This is a genomic window from Halocatena halophila, from assembly GCA_027563145.1.
In the GTDB taxonomy this organism is placed as follows: Archaea; Halobacteriota; Halobacteria; order Halobacteriales; family Haloarculaceae; genus Halocatena; species Halocatena halophila.
Genome location: CP071306.1, coordinates 1,183,365 through 1,199,674, shown reverse-complemented (window position 1 = coordinate 1,199,674; position 16,310 = coordinate 1,183,365). Strand labels below are relative to the sequence as shown.

The window sequence follows — 16,310 nt, the reverse complement described above, 5'->3', positions numbered from 1 at the left end:
CCGTAGCCCGCCATATGAGTACGGACGAGCGGATGGATCGCCGGGATTTCCTTCGCAAAACTGGATTCTTTGGGGCTATCGGTGTGAGTGCGACAACCGGCTCGGCAGCCGCACAGGAGACTGACAGTACGGATACCGGCACCGAATCCGAGGGAACTGACTCCAGCAGTACGGAATCGGGCGGTACGGAGTCTTCTGGCACGGAATCGGGTACTGAGTCCGCTGAAACTGGCACCGAAGGGTCATCATCGGGTGGTGGCGCGACCGGGCCGATCGATTTCGGCGGCTTTCTCGACAGCGCAAACGGCTGGTCGGGGTCGGCTGCTGATAAAACGGGAGCGGATGACGTCACTATTGAAGTTGGTGCAGGCGAAGGCATGGCGTTCAGTCCAGCCGGCGTCCACGTTTCGCCAGGTACCACAGTGGTCTGGGAGTGGACCGGCGAGGGTGGCGCTCACAACGTCGTTTCTGGAGATGATGCGTTCTCCAGTGGCAGTGCGGTTGGGGAGGCCGGCACGACATTCGAGCACACGTTCGAGGAGGCAGGAATCTATAACTACCACTGTGAACCACACGAAGGCCAGGGGATGATCGGCTCCGTTGCGGTCGGTGAGGTTCCCAGAAAAGAACCCATGACGCCACAGCCCCCGGCAGTCGATCAGGGGACGAAAAATCTCGGCGTCGCCACCTTCGCCACGATGGTCTCGACGCTCGGGCTTGCGTATTTCTTCTTGCGCTACGGCGGCGATTACGAACAGTAACGCAACTACGAGCGCGTTTCGATATCAACAGTCACTGGCCGTTGTTCTCCCTCCAGATCGGCAACAATGCGTTCGACGACCCGCGTCGCCTCCCGTTCGATCTTTGGTTTCACCTTCCCAATCACCCAGTCGAGACCGACCAGCGGTGGGAGATCGATTGCGTTTTTGTTCGCTGATGACGGATCGAACTCGATCTGCAACACGACGCGTGAGGCGTGCTCGTGGTTCTCTGGGGCCTGTTCAGGTGCGGGAGTGATCTGCCAGTGGCCCCGTGCATCGATATCTTTCGAAATTTTCCAGTCGATGCGTTCTGGTGGTTCGATGTCGGTTACGGTCGATCGCGCGGTGTAGCTGAGCTTCCACCACGCAAACGTGATGTCGTAGGTCGTCCCCGGGCCACCATCACCGTCGGCGTGAATCTCCTGAATGTACTCCGAATAGCCGGCGTACCCAGTGAAGTCTTCGAGGAACTCATACACCTCGGTGGGGGGCACGTAGACGACAGTGCTCGCTTCGACGGCGTTCACACGAACTCTTTGGATGCCAGCGCATAAGAGTGTGGTATCGAACAGCGAATAACGCGGCGTTTTTGAGCCCAACCACCGTAGCCGTTCGTAGCCAATGGGTGTCTCATCTCCGCCTGCAGACGCGTTCACCACCGGTGGCGACAGCTGCACGCTCGATGGCGTTCAGATCGCGCTGGGCGTGACTGGCTCGATCGCGGCCGTCAAAACCGTCGAACTGGCACACGAACTCAGACGCCGTGGTGCGAGCGTTCGTGCGGTACTGTCTGAGAGCGCACGCGGGATTATTACCCCCGCTGCCGTCGAGTTTGCAACGGACAATCCAGTCGTCACCGAACTCACCGGGCGCGTCGAACACGTCGAACTGTGTGGCACTGACGGCTGGGCGGACGTGTTGCTGATTGCGCCCACAACTGCCAACACGGTCGGAAAGATCGCTGCGGCGATCGACGACACCCCCGTGACGACGTGTGCGACGACCGCGCTCGGTGCACAGACGCCAGTCGTCGTCGCGCCAGCGATGCACGAGCCAATGTACAATCATCCGGGCGTGCTGGATGCGATCGAGCGGGTAGAATCCTGGGGAGTGCCGTTCGTTTCGCCGCGCATCGAAGAGGGCAAAGCGAAAATCGCCACGAACGATGCAATCGCGCTGACGGTCGCCCGAACGGCCGGCCAAACACCGCTTTCGGGCAAGCATGTCGTCGTGACGAGCGGGGCAACGGCCGAGCGAATTGATCCGGTGCGAACGATCACGAATCGTGCTTCCGGGCGGACGGGTCGTGCGATCGCCCGGGCGTGTTACGTGCGCGGCGCATCGGTCACGCTGGTTCACGACGGACCAGATGTCCCGTATGCCGACGTCAGGGCAATCGAGAGTGCCACAGAAATGCTCGCTGCCGTCGAAGACACTGCGCCAGCGGCGGATGCGCTCGTCTCGGCCGCTGCAATCTCTGATTACACGACCGATACTGCTGCACAAAAGCTACGCTCTGGTGAATCTCGAACGCTCGAACTTGAGCCTACTCCAAAACTGATCGACACGATACGAGAGAAACACCCATCCCTGCCGATCGTTGGCCACAAACTCGAACCGGGTGGCGACGATGCTCAGTTGATATCGGCAGCGCGCGCGACGCTCGAACGGGCGGGGCTTTCGTTCGTCGTGGCGAACGACGCGTCCGTTCTTGGTGACGACCGGTCGCGGGCACTGCTCGTCACCGAAACCGACAGCACGGAGTACGCAGGGTCGAAAACCGGACTTGGACTCACCATCGCAGACCGGCTTTCCGAACTGCTTGCCTGAGTAGCCGGTCTGTCCCGACGAGCACCACGACGCTCACCACGACAATGGCAAGCTCGCTGGGTGCAGTCAACAGCCCGAGCGAGACGATGAGCGTCGTCGCACAGGCTGGGGGATGCACCATCGAAATCGTTTCCATTCCAATTGTGGTCACAATTACAGAGACGACCGCACCGACGACGAATCCGCCACTCGCGATCGATCCAGCGGTCCCAACAGTGCTGATCGTCATTCCCTGTGCGAAAATCAGCCACGCCAGGATACCGGCGACGACGCCAATGGTGTGACTTCCAACGATCGTTTGGGCCAGCGGTCGGTCATCGAACTGAGTGGCCAGTACGAACGCGGTTGGCCCGAGACTCGGAAAGACGAACGGCTCGCCACTCACCCAGGCGATGGCTCCGACTCCACAGATGAGAAGTCCCGCATACACACCGTATGAAAGTCGACTCGCCAGGGTCATGCCGTCTCACTCTGTGTCGGCGTCCTCAGACGTGCCATCGTCGGCCGACCGAGATGGCCACTGCTCTCCGAGGCCGAACTCAACGCCCATCTTTCGTGCCGACCTTGAGATCATATGCGCACCGGTCGGTGCGGTCACGAAGAGAAACACGATCCCCACGAGCGAGCTGAGTCCCTCCGCCTGTGCGTCGAAATGCACGAAGCCAGCCAGAAAGATCGAGGCTGCCCCCAGTGTGGTGGCCTTCGACGTTGCGTGCATTCGGTTGTACACGTCGGGCAGCCGAAGCAGTCCGATCGTCCCGACGAGCAGAAAGGCACTGCCCACGACGATCAACGCGGCGACAATCGCTGTTTGAATGGTGTGTAGCTCCATGGATATCACTCGATGATGTCTCCTTCAATCACGTAGCGTGCGACCGCGACCGTACTGATAAAGCCAATGATGGCGAGCACTAGTCCGACCTCGACCAACGCGCCCTTATCCGACTGGATGGCAAACAACACGGCTATTGCGACGACGTTCGTCGAGATCACATCGAGGGCAACAACTCGATCGGGAACTGTCGGGCCTCTGATGACGCGATAGGCCGAAAGCAGTGTGACGAACGCCGAGACGAGCAACCCGCCCGTAACGATCCAGTCGAAAAGGACCGACGTTTCACTCGCCACCGTCATCACCTCCACTGGGTGGCCACTCTGGGGCCGGATCAGCTGGATCGGCCTCCTCATCGAAGATCACGAGCGCGAGATCCTCCCACGCCCGGATCGGCGCGAGCACGCCCTCCACATCGTTGTTTCCGGTGATTGCGTGGACGAACAGCGTGTTTGTGGCGTCATCGTACTCCATGGTTAGTGTCCCCGGTGTGAGTGTGATGCTGTTTGCAATCGTCGTGATAGCCCCGTCGGATTCGACGCGCAACGGCACAGCGACGACATCAGGATCGATCGGCAACGAGGGTGCAAGCACGCGATAGGCCACGTCAAGATTCGCCGTGAGCAGCTCCCAGAGGAATCTGCCCAGATAGCGAATGGCCGCTGGCGTGCCAGAAAGTGTCGCCCAGAGATCGATCGACTCCCCGTAGAGATCGCGTGTGAGATACGCAATCGCGAGTCCTACGGGAAGCCCAACCAGCATGGTTGCGACAAACCGCATCGGCTCGTAGGTGATCCCCCTGACAAACAGCCAGATGATCGCGAGCACGAAGCCGATCACCGGCCACTTTCGGACGGTCGTCATCGAAGTCCACCCCCGATGGCGTGTGCGCTTTCTGGACCAAGAACGGCCCGAACGTACGCGTCAGTGTCGATTACTGCAGACGTTGCGCCGTTGGCCAGCTCATACACCGGCTGGAAGCCAATGCCGAGCGCGATGATGATGATGGCCAACCCGGCGATCACTGCCACTACGGATGGACTGACAGTGAGTTCCTCGACGAACTCGTTCGGGGGCCCCCAGAACGCTCGCTCCCAGGCGCGCGTTACGTACGTTATCGTCAGGATTGCACCAATGAGCGTTGCGCCAACCGCAATCCAGCCGATCGTGTTCTGTGCCTCTACTCCCACCTTGAAGACGAGCAGCTTTCCGAAGAAGCCAAACAGCGGTGGGATGCCGATCAGCGTGAGCCCGCCAACAAAGAAGGCTCCCGAGAGCACCGGTGCCTGCTCGGAAATCCCCCCGAGCTGGGAAAACTCGAGTGTACCAACGTGATCTTCGATCGCGCCGCTGACGAGAAAGAGCACGCCTTTCGCAAATCCGTGGATGATTGCGTAGACGATCGTGGCGAGCACACCCGCGCGGAACAATGAATCGCCCGGCAGTGTCGTCGCGGCCACGGCGAGTGGCAACACGATGAATCCAACCTGGCTGATCGAGGAGTAGGCCAACAGCTCGTCGAGATTGTTCCGGCCAGTAGCGCCGATTCCACCCAACAGAATGGACAACAGCGCCATCACGAGAATGACGCCGCCGAACACGACCAGAAACGGCTCTCCGGCGACGACAGAAAGCCCGCCGGAGTCGGGAATCGTTGCAACTGCAAAAACCGAAAAGTACAGCCGAATGATCGCGTAAACGCCGACTTTCTTGACGACACCGGCGAGCATCGCTGTCACTGGTGGGGGCGCAGCCTGATATGCTCCGGGTACCCAGAACTGGAACGGAACCAGTCCAGCTTTCAGCGCGAACACACAGAGCAACAGCCCGGTGAGTCCAAGGACCGGCCCCGGTGCAATCCCGTAGGCGGCTGGCTCTGCGAGCCGTCGAGCGAGATCCGCCATGTTGAGCGTTCCCGTCGTGGCGTACAGGCCACCGATGGCGAGCAACATCACGGCGCTTCCGAGCAGGTTGAGCACCACATACTGCATTCCTGCACGCGTCTGTTCCGGACCGCTGTGGAAGACGACCAGCACGTAGCTCGCCATCAACATCACCTCGAACCAGACGAAGAGGTTGAAGATATCAGCTGTGAGGAACGATCCGGTGATGCCGACGACCATGAACTGATAGAGTGCGTGGTAGGAGATGCGCTGTCCGCTGGCGTCGATCGTCCGGACAGACACCCAGAGGGCAGCCAGCGAAACGATTGCCGTCAAACCGATGAAGATGACCGACAGCCGGTCGGCAACGAGCGTGATTCCATACGGTGCCTGCCAGCCCGACAGATAGTAGACGAGAATGGCGTCACTGTCGGCGAACACTGCCCGTGCGAGCGCGACCGTCGCAAGGAGATAGCCGACGCCGCCGAGAAGACTTACGCCACGAAGCAGCCGCGGCCGAGAGCGCATGAGTAAACAGCCGATGGCCCCACCGAGCGCCACGAGCAACGGTGCAGCAACAATAGCGCTCATTGTGATTCCTCCGTGGTGGCAAGTTCCTGGAGATCCAGAGTGCCGTGTTCCTGATACAGTCGATACGTTAACACCAGCGCGAGCGCGGTGGTACCAAAGCCGATCACGATCGCGGTGAGGACGAGTGCCTGCACCAGTGGGTCGGTCACCGCGTGGTGGCCACCGCCGCCATGACTCACGATCGGGATCGACCCGTGGATGCCACCCATCGTCACCAGATAGACGTTCGTTGCCTGACTGATGATCGTCACCCCCCAGACGACACGAACGACATCGCGTCTGAGGACGAGAAACGTCCCAAGGGCGTACAACGCACCGAGCACGATGGCGAGAACGACTTCAGTCATTCGTTACCCACCACCGCGAGAATTGTCAGCAGCGATCCGACGACAACGAAGTAGACGCCGAGATCGAAGATCAGTGCACTTGCCAGTTCGATGACGCCGAACACCGGAATGTGATCGAAATAGAGGACGGCCTGTGACAGAAACGGCTCGCCAAACGCGATGGCACCGAGTCCACCACCGGCTGCAAGCGCCAGTCCGAGCCCAAACACCGCGGAGTATCGACCAACGGTCCCCGAAAAGAACGCTTCGTCTGGATCGAGTACGTCCTGTGTCTCGCGGCGAGCCACACTGCCATCGGAGATCCCGAGCAAGTTCTGCGAGAGATACTCTGCGCCGTAGGTGATATACACCAGCGCAAACGCCGTGACTGTGAGGACGCCACCGATGAACCCGCCGCCAGGGAAGTTGTGTCCCTGCAAGAGGAGTCCAATGGCGACCAGCACGATGATCGGAACGACCGACCGAACGACCGTGCGGACGATCACCGTCGTCTGATTGTTCGAACTCACGCACGCTCACCCCTGTTTCGCATCCCGATGAGCGTCAAAATCGCCAGCGCGGCCATTGCGACCACCGAAATCTCACCCATCGTATCCAACGCTCGGAAATCCACGAGGATGACGTTCACGATGTTGTTCCCACCACCAGCGTCGGTGATGAGCGTCCCGTGTTCGGCTGGCACTGGCGCTTTCTCGACGAAAAAGTGAGCAATTCCGTCGGAAGGATCGGCGGCCGTCGTCACCAGAACCGTGATTGTCACGGTCAAGCCAACCCCAGAGGCGATTAGCCCGTCGAGAATTGCTCGACCGCGGCGCAGTTCGCCGTAGAACGCCGGCAGTCGATCGAGCACGAGCAAAAAGAGCACCAGCACCAGGGTTTCGATTACGAGCTGTGTGAGCGCCAGATCGGGAGCACTGGCGAGCACGTAGAACACTGCAACGGTAAAGCCCAGAATCGAGAGCGTCAACACGCCGGCGATGTGCGATGGTGCGCGATCGACTGCCAGTGCGCCAACCACCGCCACGGCGAGGATGATCGTTATCGGGAGCGCAAGATTCACACCGGAGACTGCCTCGGTGAGATCCGTTCCTGTGCCACCGAGCAGATAACCGCCGAGAGCGAATACGCTCACCGCGCTCATCACGACCGCCGCGTACGTGCGCATGAGATCCGTCTGGACGTAGCGTGGCACCACGTCACTGACGTGGGCAATCCCCGTGATCCCCCGATCGTAGTACTGATTCGGAGAGAGCAGGGCGATCGACCGCAGCCGTCGAATTCCGTGATGAAGCCGGTCATAGAACGGATACATTGCGATCCCGCCTGCGATTGTCACCACGCTCATCAGCACCGGGGGTTTGAGCGCGTGCGGAAGGTGAACGCTGAAATGATAGCCCTCCGGTGTGGCGATGAGCGAACTTTTCACGATTGGATTGACGAAGTCGTGTGCGATCGGCGCGGCACCCAGACTGAGCACCAGCACGATGATTGCGAGCACGCCAGCCGGTAGCAACATCGCCAGTGGTGGCCGGTGAATTTCGCCGAGTTCTGTCGGTCGATCACCGAAGAACAGCCACAGGAATCGAATCGAGTAGAGGAATGTGAAAATGCTGCCAAAGACCGCTACGACTGGCAACAGCCAGGTCAGTCCACCGAAGTGGTGTGCCGTTTCCCAGGCCGCATCGAACAGCAGTTCTTTGGAGTAAAACCCGTTGAACGGTGGAATTCCGGCCATGCTCAGCGAGGCGACGGCCGTAATCGCTGCGACGATCGGCATGTCGTGGCGGAGCCCACCAAGCGCGTCGATCGATCGAGTGCCGGCCTCGTGGGCAATAATCCCCGCGACGAGAAAGAGCGTCGCCTTGAACGCAGCGTGGTTCAGGATGTGGAACGCGCCGGTTTCTGCGCCGACGGTCTCGGCGAATCCAAAGCCGGCAACGATCAATCCGAGATGAGAGGCGGTTGAGTAGGCCAACAGCTCCTTGATGTCGGTCGCACTCACCGCGAGCATGGCGGCGATCGTCATTGTGGCCAGTCCGAGCCCAACGAAAAGCCACGTCCACACCTCCGCAGCGAAAACGTGTTCGGGAACGAACAGCGGCCGGAATCGACCAATGAGATAGACGCCAGCCTTCACCATCGTCGCCGAATGCAAAAACGCAGAAACGGGCGTTGGTGCCTCCATTGCGTCGGGAAGCCAGATGTGGAACGGTATCTGGGCGGATTTCGTCGCCGCTCCAATTGCAATCAATCCGATGACAGGAACGAACAGCCCACGCTCGACCAGTTCGTGGCGAATCGCTTCGGCATGGGTCACCTCACCTGGGATGCCGATCAGTGACTGTTCGGTCCCGATGAGCGTGAACGTGCTCCCATCGAGGACAAACGAGGAGATGTGACCGAGCAGCAGAAAGCCAATCAGCATGAACAGCCCGCCGGAGACGGTGATGAACATTGCTTTCCTGGAGGCGTACAGCGAGCGATCTGCGCGTTGATAATGTCCGATGAGCAAAAACGACGCGACGCTGGTGAGCTCCCAGAACACGAACAGCGAGAGCAGATCAACCACGAGCGCGACACCGAGCATCGAACCCATGAAGACCAACAGCGTCGTGTAATACTTCGCCTGTCCCGGCTCACCGTGCATGTATCCACCAGAGTAGATGAAAACCAGCACTCCAATGCCACTGGCTAGCAATCCGATGAGAAATGCTAGCCCGTCGAGATACAGCACGAGCGAAACGTCGAGAGCAGGGATCCACTCGACCGTCACTGTCCCCCAGCGCTCGTATTGGCTGATGAGCAGACCACTACACAGCGCAGCAATTGTCGCTGCGTAGTAGGCTGTCCGCTCACCAAGCACGCGGTGGACCAATGGGACCAGCGCGGCTCCAACGAACGGAATCGCCAATACGGCGAGAAGGACCGCCGAATCTGGTTGCACAATTATACTCACGACAGTCCAGCCTTAACAGTATTGAAGTCTAGTAGCGATTGAGACATGAAAAAACGTGAGGATCAAAGCAAACAGTTATAACAGATGATGGGACCACCTGAGCGTGCACATGCACAGGTATCGTCCTGTCCCCGACGGTGTCACTGGGTATCAATCCGGTGATAGCGATGTTGAGCGCCACCCCTGGCGGTCGCGTCGGTGTCGCCAGCTCCGCCTTGCGGTCCCGGCCGACGCAAACACGCCGTGTCGAGAGCGACACTGTGGGGTCGCATGTGCGGTCATCTGCAGGGTACAGAGGCATTGTGCTGGACGACGGTCGTTCCAGCCTCACGGCGTGTCAGATACCCAGTTCGTTCGCCATCGCTCGTGTCACACGCTCAGGTTTCCCCACTGCGATCGACGAGGTGAGCGACGTGTGTGACGCTCCCGTCGGTCGCGTTCTTTCCGACGAGCGCGGGGTTTCGCCCGTCATTGGTGTAATTTTGATGGTGGCAATAACCGTTATTCTCGCCGCCGTGATTGGATCGTTTGTCTTTACGATGGGTGCTCATCACGATCCCCCACCGTCGACACGGATTGACGTTGACGTGTCCGGTGAGACTCTGCTGATCGCTCACGACAGCGGGGATTCGCTGTCTGCAAAAAGCGTCCAGGTCGTTATCGATGGCACTGCCGTCGATTCAAGCGCGCTTTCGGCAGCTGGTGATGATGATCGATACACGGCCGGCGAACAGATCTACGAAGGCAGTGCGTCGAATGCAAAGACCGTTTCTGTCATCTGGGTCTCACAGACGACCGGTCAGTCGGTGACGCTCACACAGACTGCACTTCAGTGAGCACGGCGGTATTCACCGTTTCTTATACAAATCATCCTGCGTTCAGAACCGTCTGAATCTCTTTCGAAAACAGCTCGTACGGATGTGACCCTTCGATTTTCTTCACCACGTTTCCGTCATCACCGACCGTGTCCGATCCGTCGTACGCTTCTTTGTTGACGAGAACGAACGCCGGCGTTCCTTTGAGTGCGGCGCGATCTGCGAGATCGATTTCAGTTTGAATCTCCTCTCGTTTCTCGGATTCGGAGCTTTTGATACAGTCTTGTATCGGTCCCGTGTCGATGCCGAGATCGCTGGTGATCGCGAGCAGTTTCTCGCGATCGGCCCAGCCGCTATCGACTTCGCCCTGGTTTTGGTAGAGCGCCTGGTGCCATTCCCAGTACGCGTTTGGATCGTCCTCTGAGAGCTGTTCCCAGACACATTTTGCGAGCACAGCAGCCGGGACGGAGTTATCGCCTTTGAACGGCAGCTCAAGGAAGACAAATCGGACGGTACCGGCCCGAACGTCCTCTTCGAGGATTTGGGAGTGAACCTGCAACGCGAACGAAGAACAGTAGGTGCAAAGATAATCACTCCAGTAGTAGATGTCGACAGGCGCGTCGTCGGCACCCATCACCGGTGATCCATCGAGTGGCACACCGTACTCGGTCGTCCCGGTTGCCGTGTGCATGAACGGCAGTTCGCCCGAGGGGGTAACGCCTTCAGGCGTAGTGTCCGACGATGATCCTGTACTGTCGCCACCCGCCTCGTTGTCGCTTGAATCGGAGCCGACGATGTTGGTGCATCCTGCGATCGAACTCGCAATAGCAACTCCCGTCGTACCGAGAACGCTGCGCCTCGTACGTGGCCTGTCGAGTGGATTTGTGGTTCTCATACTGCTCCTGTACACAACCCCTGCGGCGGACGCCCTGCTAAACCTTTCGAGACACGTCGATCACGGCACATGTTGTTGGCTGTATGATAATATCTGCCGAAGACGGCACACACAGCCGTGCTTTTACGTCTCCGCTGAGTACGCGCAACATGGAACGGCTCTCTCAGTCGCTTCGAGACGCGCCGATAATTCAGAAGGGGGATTACGAATATTTTGTCCATCCGATCAGCGATGGCGTTCCGATGTTAGAACCGGAACTGCTTCGTGAGATCGTGATCGGCATCATCAGAAAGGCAGAGCTCGATGGCGTCGATAAGATTGTGACGCCGGCTGCAATGGGGATTCACATTTCGACGGCCGTCTCGTTGATGACGGACATACCGCTCGTTGTCATTCGCAAGCGCCAGTACGGACTCGACGGCGAAGTGTCACTCGCGCAGGTGACGGGCTACTCCGAGAACGAGATGTATCTCAACGACGTTGAGCCGGACGATCGCGTGCTCTTGCTTGACGATGTGCTCTCGACGGGCGGCACGCTTCATTCGATCACCTCCGCGCTCGAGGAGATCGGTGCTGACGTTTCCGACGTGGTTGCCGTCATCAAAAAGGTCGGTGGCGAAAACAAGATGGAAACCCACGATGTCAAGACGCTCATCAATGTCGACGTGCAGGACGGAGAAGTCGTCATTGTGGATGAAGAAGGCGACGGATAGATCAGAGCTTGGATCCATTCCATCCCCGAGTATTTCCCGGAAGTAGTTGCTGTTTGGCTCGGGACGATACCGTTTTATTCGTTTATGTAACCCTAATATACAAATATCGTCGCAAATTTAGAACTATTAGCACGTGATACTAATGGATGGTCAGAGCGATTCAGACGGTGTGGACCGTGCCAAGCGGAGTGTTTTATTCGTTGATATACGAAATTCCACAAATATTCTCGAGAACTTTGGACCGACAACGATCGAATCCACACTCAATGACTTTTTCAGAGATGTCAAATCGTCTGTAGAGTTGTATGAAGGAACCGTCGATAAGATAATTGGTGATGAACTGATGGCTGTATTTTCTGATAGTGAATCTTCAATTGCGGAGACAGATGCGGTAAGTTGTGCGCATTCAATTCAACAGAATGTCGATGGGTTCAATGCGAATCACGATCTCGAGATCAGTGTTGGAGTTGGTATTGCAACTGGCAAAGTACAGTCTGTTGATATTGCGGGACTTGACAACACGGTCGTAGGTCGGAGTGTCAATATCGCCTCTCGATTGCAGAGTTTGTGCAAACAGTTTCAAGTTAATGTGCTAGCTGATTTGCCGACACGCGAGGCCATCGGTGCAGAAACTGAGTCGTTTGGATTTCGGCTCATTCCAAACCAGTGGATCGATGGCATCTACGAACAGATGGACATTTACGAACTGTACGCAGTTGAGGGAACTGATCAGCAGTATCTGTATCAGTTCAATACGGCGGCCCAGGAGTACAAGCGCGGAAACTATGCGGCCGCACTAACATTCTTTATAGACGCATATTCTAACCCACAGTATCAATCTGACCGTCCACTTTTATATTATTTTGCAAAGGAATGCTTCGAACGACTGAGTGAACGAGGTGAGATGTTCAACAATCCGAATATGTATGAGCAACACTCGAATATTCAGAAAAAGCAATCTGATTTCCTTGTTTTCTTGATGCAAAAATACTCGAGTCGACGCAATGTCGATGCAGACAAAGTGCTCGATGTCGGGTGTGGAACCGGAGTGTTGACGGCAGAGATTGCGGAGGAATTTTCTACTGCTGATATCGTCGGAATCGATTCGTCTTCAGCACAGGTAAATTCGGCCAGGGAAAATCGTGGTGATATCTCAAACGTTTCCTTCGAACGTGCCGACATCGAACTGTACGAATCCGATCACACGTTCGATATTATTTATTCTAATTCTGTGATGCACTGGATTCAAAACCAGGAGAAAGCATACTGGAATATTCGACGGTTAATTGATGATGAGGGGTTACTCGCTGTCCATCAGGGATACGAAAATTGCTACAAAGAGCTCCGTGAAGCTGCTGAGGCCGCCATTCGGGAGATGGGCATCTCACACAAATTCAGTAGCTTCTCGTATCCGCTAAATTACCACACCAAACAATCCATCACCGAATTGTTGCACGCCACAGGCTTTGAGCCGATTGAAATCATGAAAACGGAGTCTGGCTATACCGACACGCTGGTTGACGACTTCGCACAAGCTGGACTCCTGCCGTACAAAAAGCAATTGGACAACGATATGGAACGTGCGAAATTCACACGGACGTTCAAACGCATCGCGAACGACATCACACATATCAATACAGATCGGTTGTACTTCGTAGCCACTACGGAAGCGGCTGAGTGAGATAATATTAGATCATATGCGATTTGTGACATGGTCAAGCAAGAATTAGCCCAACCGTTCCAACAAGAATTGAGACGACAACACAGCCCACCGCAACCCTGAACCAGACGATCGCGTGTGTCGTCGCTGTCGCTTTCATCTGTGCAACGGTTTTATAGTGGAACAGCCTGGCGTACTGAAACGCCGCCGCACTGGTGATCCGCTCGTCGTTGCCATATTGGTTGAGCCAGTGATCGAATGCCGCTTTCGATGAGCTTTCGCCGGTTGCCTGCTCTGTCGCCTCAATTGCCGTCGTTGGGTCCGTGGATCCGGGAACCAACGGCTGATCGATAAGCACCTCACCGACGCTGTCAGTGTAGAACGCCCGCGGAATCAGGGATTTCACGATGTAAAAACTGCTGATGAAAATTGCGACCGCTCCTAAGACAACCGTCCCGGCAACACCCAGCCAGGCGGGCGATCGATCGGGGAGCCGAGGGAGCGCAAACCCAGCCCAGCCAACGATCGCGGTCAACAAGAACGTAATCCCGACGATCGAGGTGTCACAGATGCTGTCGAGATTGGAAATCGATTGAAACGTATCGTTGGCTTCCTGTGTTGCGATCTCGAGGGCCGCGTCGTCGTTCAACTGGTGGCTGTCTGTCTCTGCAATGGCGTCGTTCTCGTCTGCATGAGTGTCGCGCGCTTGAGCGGACTCCGACGATCGCTCATCCATGACCCAACGTCGCTTGCACACGATATTATATATTCACGTTCATGAAACAATTCGATCCTGAATAGTATTGCGCGAGGGTGCGATGGGGTGACCGTCGTTGACGAGAACCAATCGGTCGAACATCCACAATTGCTATTTCGCCGGCCTGATGAACGTCGCATATGACCGACTGGATCGGTGCGACGTTCACGAGCGATGTCGGATGGGACCATCTCGAACGGCTAGTCGACATACCGAGTCGGCTGGCTGGAACGGCTGGAGAGCGTCGGGCCGCAGAGCTAACGCGCGAGCATCTCGAAGCAGTTGGGGCACGGAACGCCCGTCTCGAAGAGTTTTCGATTCAGGGATGGGAACGCGGATCGAGTTCGGTCGAGACCGCCGATCGGACGCACGAATCAATTGGGCTTCCACGATCACCGTCCGATCGAGTCACTGGCGAACTCGTCGATCTCGGCTACGGACTGCCGGAGGACTTTGACACTGACCTTTCGGGATCGATCGTCCTCGTCTCGAGTACGGTTCCCGAATGGTACGACCGGTTCATCCACCGACGAGAGAAGTACTACCGGGCGGTTCGAGCCGGCGCAGCGGGATTCATCTTCGCGAACCACGTCGAAGGCTGTCTCCCACCGACTGGAAGCGTGGGGACTGCAGACGAACCGATCGGGGAAATTCCCGCGGTTGGCGTCGCAAAAGAGGTGGGTGCACGACTGCGCCGGCGCGCAACCGGCGACGCAGTCACCCTTGAGGTCTCAGCTAAAATCGAACAAGCGACGAGTCAGAACGTTCACGCCGAGCTTGGCCCCGATACGGAAACCGAGATCCTCCTGACCAGTCATCTCGACGGCCATGACATTTCGGAGGGGGCGCTGGACAACGGCATGGGGACTGCACTGGTGGTCGAACTGGCGGCCGCCCTCGCCCGACGCGAGGCAGACCTCGATCGCCGGGTGCACATCGTCTGTTTCGGTGCCGAAGAGGTTGGACTGTGTGGGTCAGAGTACGCGGCCGAGCGCATGGATCTGGAGCAAATCGATGCGGTCGTCAACAACGACGGGATTGGCCGTGGGCGAACGATTCGAGCGCACACGCACGATTTTGCTGGAATAGAACACGCCGTCGAAACGGTATCTGAACGGTTCGATCATCCGATATCGACGACGCCACGAATGGGTCCCCATAGCGACCACTGGCCGTTCGTGCTCGCCGGCGGCGTGCCAGGACTCCATCTCATGTCAGAAACCGATGGCCGGGGACGTGGCTGGGCACACACCCACGCGGATACGATTGACAAACTCGAATCACGAACCCTCCGTGAGAGTGCGATCATCACCACCGAACTGATCGTTGAACTCGCCAGCGATTCGACGACGCTGACCCCCCGGCCGCGATCGGCGATCGTCGACGCACTTGAAAACGAGGATCTGGCTGCAGGCATGCGACTGATCGGCGATCTCGAGTAATCTCGGCTCGAAAGTCGTTTAGCAAGCCGGGCCAATGACGGAACTAATGTCCGACACGCGCGTCGGTATCGTTGGTGAGCCAACCGATTCAGTCGAATCGGCAGTCGAATCTGCCGGCGCGACGCCGGTTGTAGGTGAGGACGTCCGGCCGGTTGCGTTTACGATCGCCGTCGGGGGTGCTGGCATTCGCTCTGTGCTTCCCTCGATAGCGTCGCCAGTCCTCCCGGTTGGACTCGACTGGCGTGGGCTCGAATCCCTCCCGGTTGATGCCCTCCCGAGCATTCTTCCAACGCTCTGTGCTGCGTTTGGTACTGACAGCACCACGGAATCGTCGTCGCTGTCAGCGTCACAGCTCACCGTTACACAGCCAGTACTCAGGGCAACCTGTGGCGACTGCCTTGGCTACGCGCTGGGTGATGTGACGCTCATCGCCGGTGAACCGGCTCGGATTTCCGAGTTCACGGTCGTTGCCGGCGATGGCAGCTCGGGCCGACAGATCACGAGCGTTCGCGCCGACGGCATCGTCGTCGCAACGCCGGTTGGTAGTCACGGCTACGCACACGACGCCGGCGGGCCGCTTTTGGGCCTCGAAACGAATGTCGCCTCGATCGTCCCAATCGGGCCGTTCTCGACGGCACCAGAACACTGGGTCGTTGACCTATCCGCAATTTCGCTCACCGTCGATCGGGATGAGCCGGCTGTCGAGTTGCTGGTTGATGGCACGCTCGCTGGCACGGTTCCGGCGACCGAGACCGTCACGCTCAGCGCGGTGGACACGATCGAAACGATTGGTATCCAGGGGGGATTGGAAAGGCTCTAATGGGTCCA

The 16,310-nt window shown here is 57.8% G+C and carries 20 protein-coding genes; 7 read left to right on the top strand and 13 right to left on the bottom strand.

Annotated elements, in window-relative coordinates:
• The first annotated feature begins 14 nt into the window (after window positions 1-14).
• The gene (locus JXQ78_RS06365) at window positions 15-761 is read left to right on the top strand and encodes a halocyanin domain-containing protein (protein WP_330632641.1); all 747 of its coding nucleotides are present in this window, start codon (window positions 15-17) and stop codon (window positions 759-761) included.
• 5 nt (window positions 762-766) lie between these two features.
• Here JXQ78_RS06365 and JXQ78_RS06360 read toward each other — a convergent pair whose 3' ends face one another.
• Window positions 767-1,288, bottom strand: coding sequence for a type II toxin-antitoxin system RatA family toxin (locus tag JXQ78_RS06360; protein ID WP_330632640.1), 522 nt, complete (start codon window positions 1,286-1,288; stop codon window positions 767-769).
• A 94-nt stretch (window positions 1,289-1,382) separates the two neighbouring features.
• Between JXQ78_RS06360 and coaBC the strand changes: the two genes are divergently transcribed.
• Window positions 1,383-2,591, top strand: a complete 1,209-nt coding sequence (coaBC, locus tag JXQ78_RS06355) for a bifunctional phosphopantothenoylcysteine decarboxylase/phosphopantothenate--cysteine ligase CoaBC (RefSeq protein WP_330632639.1) — start codon at window positions 1,383-1,385, stop codon at window positions 2,589-2,591.
• Here coaBC and JXQ78_RS06350 read toward each other — a convergent pair.
• From JXQ78_RS06350 to JXQ78_RS06305, 10 genes are all read right to left on the bottom strand, one after another.
• The gene (locus tag JXQ78_RS06350; protein ID WP_330632638.1) at window positions 2,554-3,051 is read right to left on the bottom strand and encodes an HPP family protein; all 498 of its coding nucleotides are present in this window, start codon (window positions 3,049-3,051) and stop codon (window positions 2,554-2,556) included. The genes coaBC and JXQ78_RS06350 overlap by 38 nt on opposite strands.
• Window positions 3,052-3,057: 6 nt before the next feature.
• The gene (gene mnhG / locus JXQ78_RS06345; RefSeq protein ID WP_330632637.1) at window positions 3,058-3,423 is read right to left on the bottom strand and encodes a monovalent cation/H(+) antiporter subunit G; all 366 of its coding nucleotides are present in this window, start codon (window positions 3,421-3,423) and stop codon (window positions 3,058-3,060) included.
• A 5-nt stretch (window positions 3,424-3,428) separates the two neighbouring features.
• Window positions 3,429-3,725 carry a monovalent cation/H+ antiporter complex subunit F gene (locus tag JXQ78_RS06340; RefSeq protein ID WP_330632636.1) on the bottom strand — a complete coding sequence of 99 codons (297 nt, stop codon included), beginning with the start codon at window positions 3,723-3,725 and terminating at the stop codon, window positions 3,429-3,431.
• Window positions 3,709-4,287: a Na+/H+ antiporter subunit E gene (locus JXQ78_RS06335; RefSeq protein WP_330632635.1), complete on the bottom strand. Its 579-nt coding sequence runs from the start codon at window positions 4,285-4,287 to the stop codon at window positions 3,709-3,711. The genes JXQ78_RS06340 and JXQ78_RS06335 overlap by 17 nt, the downstream gene beginning before the upstream one ends.
• Window positions 4,284-5,897 (bottom strand): complex I subunit 5 family protein, encoded by a 1,614-nt coding sequence (locus JXQ78_RS06330; protein ID WP_330632634.1) that lies wholly within the window; start codon window positions 5,895-5,897, stop codon window positions 4,284-4,286. Before JXQ78_RS06330 ends, JXQ78_RS06335 begins: the two co-directional genes overlap by 4 nt.
• Window positions 5,894-6,244, bottom strand: a complete 351-nt coding sequence (locus tag JXQ78_RS06325) for a sodium:proton antiporter (RefSeq protein WP_330632633.1) — start codon at window positions 6,242-6,244, stop codon at window positions 5,894-5,896. The genes JXQ78_RS06330 and JXQ78_RS06325 overlap by 4 nt, the downstream gene beginning before the upstream one ends.
• Window positions 6,241-6,753: an MnhB domain-containing protein gene (locus JXQ78_RS06320; RefSeq protein WP_330632632.1), complete on the bottom strand. Its 513-nt coding sequence runs from the start codon at window positions 6,751-6,753 to the stop codon at window positions 6,241-6,243. Before JXQ78_RS06320 ends, JXQ78_RS06325 begins: the two co-directional genes overlap by 4 nt.
• Complete coding sequence (mbhE, locus tag JXQ78_RS06315; protein WP_330632631.1) at window positions 6,750-9,188, bottom strand: hydrogen gas-evolving membrane-bound hydrogenase subunit E; 2,439 nt, start codon at window positions 9,186-9,188, stop codon at window positions 6,750-6,752. The genes JXQ78_RS06320 and mbhE overlap by 4 nt, the downstream gene beginning before the upstream one ends.
• A gap of 152 nt (window positions 9,189-9,340) precedes the next feature.
• Window positions 9,341-9,472, bottom strand: coding sequence for a hypothetical protein (locus JXQ78_RS06310; RefSeq protein ID WP_330632630.1), 132 nt, complete (start codon window positions 9,470-9,472; stop codon window positions 9,341-9,343).
• Between the two features lie 65 nt (window positions 9,473-9,537).
• A complete protein-coding gene (locus tag JXQ78_RS06305) occupies window positions 9,538-9,672 on the bottom strand; it encodes a hypothetical protein (protein ID WP_330632629.1) in 135 nt (44 codons plus the stop codon).
• 13 nt (window positions 9,673-9,685) lie between these two features.
• Here JXQ78_RS06305 and JXQ78_RS06300 point away from each other — a divergent pair, with 13 nt between their 5' ends.
• On the top strand, window positions 9,686-10,036 hold the full coding sequence (locus JXQ78_RS06300) for a type IV pilin N-terminal domain-containing protein (RefSeq protein ID WP_330632628.1): 351 nt from the start codon (window positions 9,686-9,688) through the stop codon (window positions 10,034-10,036).
• A gap of 31 nt (window positions 10,037-10,067) precedes the next feature.
• Here JXQ78_RS06300 and JXQ78_RS06295 read toward each other — a convergent pair whose 3' ends face one another.
• On the bottom strand, window positions 10,068-10,910 hold the full coding sequence (locus JXQ78_RS06295; protein ID WP_330632627.1) for a DsbA family protein: 843 nt from the start codon (window positions 10,908-10,910) through the stop codon (window positions 10,068-10,070).
• A 149-nt stretch (window positions 10,911-11,059) separates the two neighbouring features.
• Between JXQ78_RS06295 and hpt the strand changes: the two genes are divergently transcribed.
• Window positions 11,060-11,623 carry a hypoxanthine/guanine phosphoribosyltransferase gene (gene hpt / locus JXQ78_RS06290; RefSeq protein WP_330632626.1) on the top strand — a complete coding sequence of 188 codons (564 nt, stop codon included), beginning with the start codon at window positions 11,060-11,062 and terminating at the stop codon, window positions 11,621-11,623.
• Window positions 11,624-11,765: 142 nt separating this feature from the next.
• Complete coding sequence (locus JXQ78_RS06285; protein ID WP_330632625.1) at window positions 11,766-13,304, top strand: methyltransferase domain-containing protein; 1,539 nt, start codon at window positions 11,766-11,768, stop codon at window positions 13,302-13,304.
• Window positions 13,305-13,338: 34 nt separating this feature from the next.
• Here the strand turns inward: JXQ78_RS06285 and JXQ78_RS06280 are convergent, their stop codons facing one another.
• Window positions 13,339-14,019 carry a hypothetical protein gene (locus tag JXQ78_RS06280; RefSeq protein ID WP_330632624.1) on the bottom strand — a complete coding sequence of 227 codons (681 nt, stop codon included), beginning with the start codon at window positions 14,017-14,019 and terminating at the stop codon, window positions 13,339-13,341.
• Window positions 14,020-14,180: 161 nt separating this feature from the next.
• Here JXQ78_RS06280 and JXQ78_RS06275 point away from each other — a divergent pair, with 161 nt between their 5' ends.
• On the top strand, window positions 14,181-15,482 hold the full coding sequence (locus JXQ78_RS06275; RefSeq protein WP_330632623.1) for a M28 family peptidase: 1,302 nt from the start codon (window positions 14,181-14,183) through the stop codon (window positions 15,480-15,482).
• Between the two features lie 46 nt (window positions 15,483-15,528).
• Complete coding sequence (locus JXQ78_RS06270) at window positions 15,529-16,302, top strand: NAD(+)/NADH kinase (RefSeq protein WP_330632622.1); 774 nt, start codon at window positions 15,529-15,531, stop codon at window positions 16,300-16,302.
• Window positions 16,303-16,310 lie beyond the last annotated feature (8 nt).

Coding starts and splice junctions, on each gene's coding strand:
- JXQ78_RS06365 (WP_330632641.1), top strand. CDS start 15: ATGAGTACGGACGAGCGGATGGATCGCCGGGATTTCCTTCGCAAAACT.
- coaBC (WP_330632639.1), top strand. CDS start 1,383: ATGGGTGTCTCATCTCCGCCTGCAGACGCGTTCACCACCGGTGGCGAC.
- JXQ78_RS06350 (WP_330632638.1), bottom strand. CDS start 3,051: ATGACCCTGGCGAGTCGACTTTCATACGGTGTGTATGCGGGACTTCTC.
- mnhG (WP_330632637.1), bottom strand. CDS start 3,423: ATGGAGCTACACACCATTCAAACAGCGATTGTCGCCGCGTTGATCGTC.
- JXQ78_RS06340 (WP_330632636.1), bottom strand. CDS start 3,725: ATGACGGTGGCGAGTGAAACGTCGGTCCTTTTCGACTGGATCGTTACG.
- JXQ78_RS06335 (WP_330632635.1), bottom strand. CDS start 4,287: ATGACGACCGTCCGAAAGTGGCCGGTGATCGGCTTCGTGCTCGCGATC.
- JXQ78_RS06330 (WP_330632634.1), bottom strand. CDS start 5,897: ATGAGCGCTATTGTTGCTGCACCGTTGCTCGTGGCGCTCGGTGGGGCC.
- JXQ78_RS06325 (WP_330632633.1), bottom strand. CDS start 6,244: ATGACTGAAGTCGTTCTCGCCATCGTGCTCGGTGCGTTGTACGCCCTT.
- JXQ78_RS06310 (WP_330632630.1), bottom strand. CDS start 9,472: ATGCGACCCCACAGTGTCGCTCTCGACACGGCGTGTTTGCGTCGGCCG.
- JXQ78_RS06305 (WP_330632629.1), bottom strand. CDS start 9,672: ATGACGGGCGAAACCCCGCGCTCGTCGGAAAGAACGCGACCGACGGGA.
- JXQ78_RS06300 (WP_330632628.1), top strand. CDS start 9,686: ATGGTGGCAATAACCGTTATTCTCGCCGCCGTGATTGGATCGTTTGTC.
- JXQ78_RS06295 (WP_330632627.1), bottom strand. CDS start 10,910: ATGAGAACCACAAATCCACTCGACAGGCCACGTACGAGGCGCAGCGTT.
- hpt (WP_330632626.1), top strand. CDS start 11,060: ATGGAACGGCTCTCTCAGTCGCTTCGAGACGCGCCGATAATTCAGAAG.
- JXQ78_RS06285 (WP_330632625.1), top strand. CDS start 11,766: ATGGATGGTCAGAGCGATTCAGACGGTGTGGACCGTGCCAAGCGGAGT.
- JXQ78_RS06280 (WP_330632624.1), bottom strand. CDS start 14,019: ATGGATGAGCGATCGTCGGAGTCCGCTCAAGCGCGCGACACTCATGCA.
- JXQ78_RS06275 (WP_330632623.1), top strand. CDS start 14,181: ATGACCGACTGGATCGGTGCGACGTTCACGAGCGATGTCGGATGGGAC.
- JXQ78_RS06270 (WP_330632622.1), top strand. CDS start 15,529: ATGTCCGACACGCGCGTCGGTATCGTTGGTGAGCCAACCGATTCAGTC.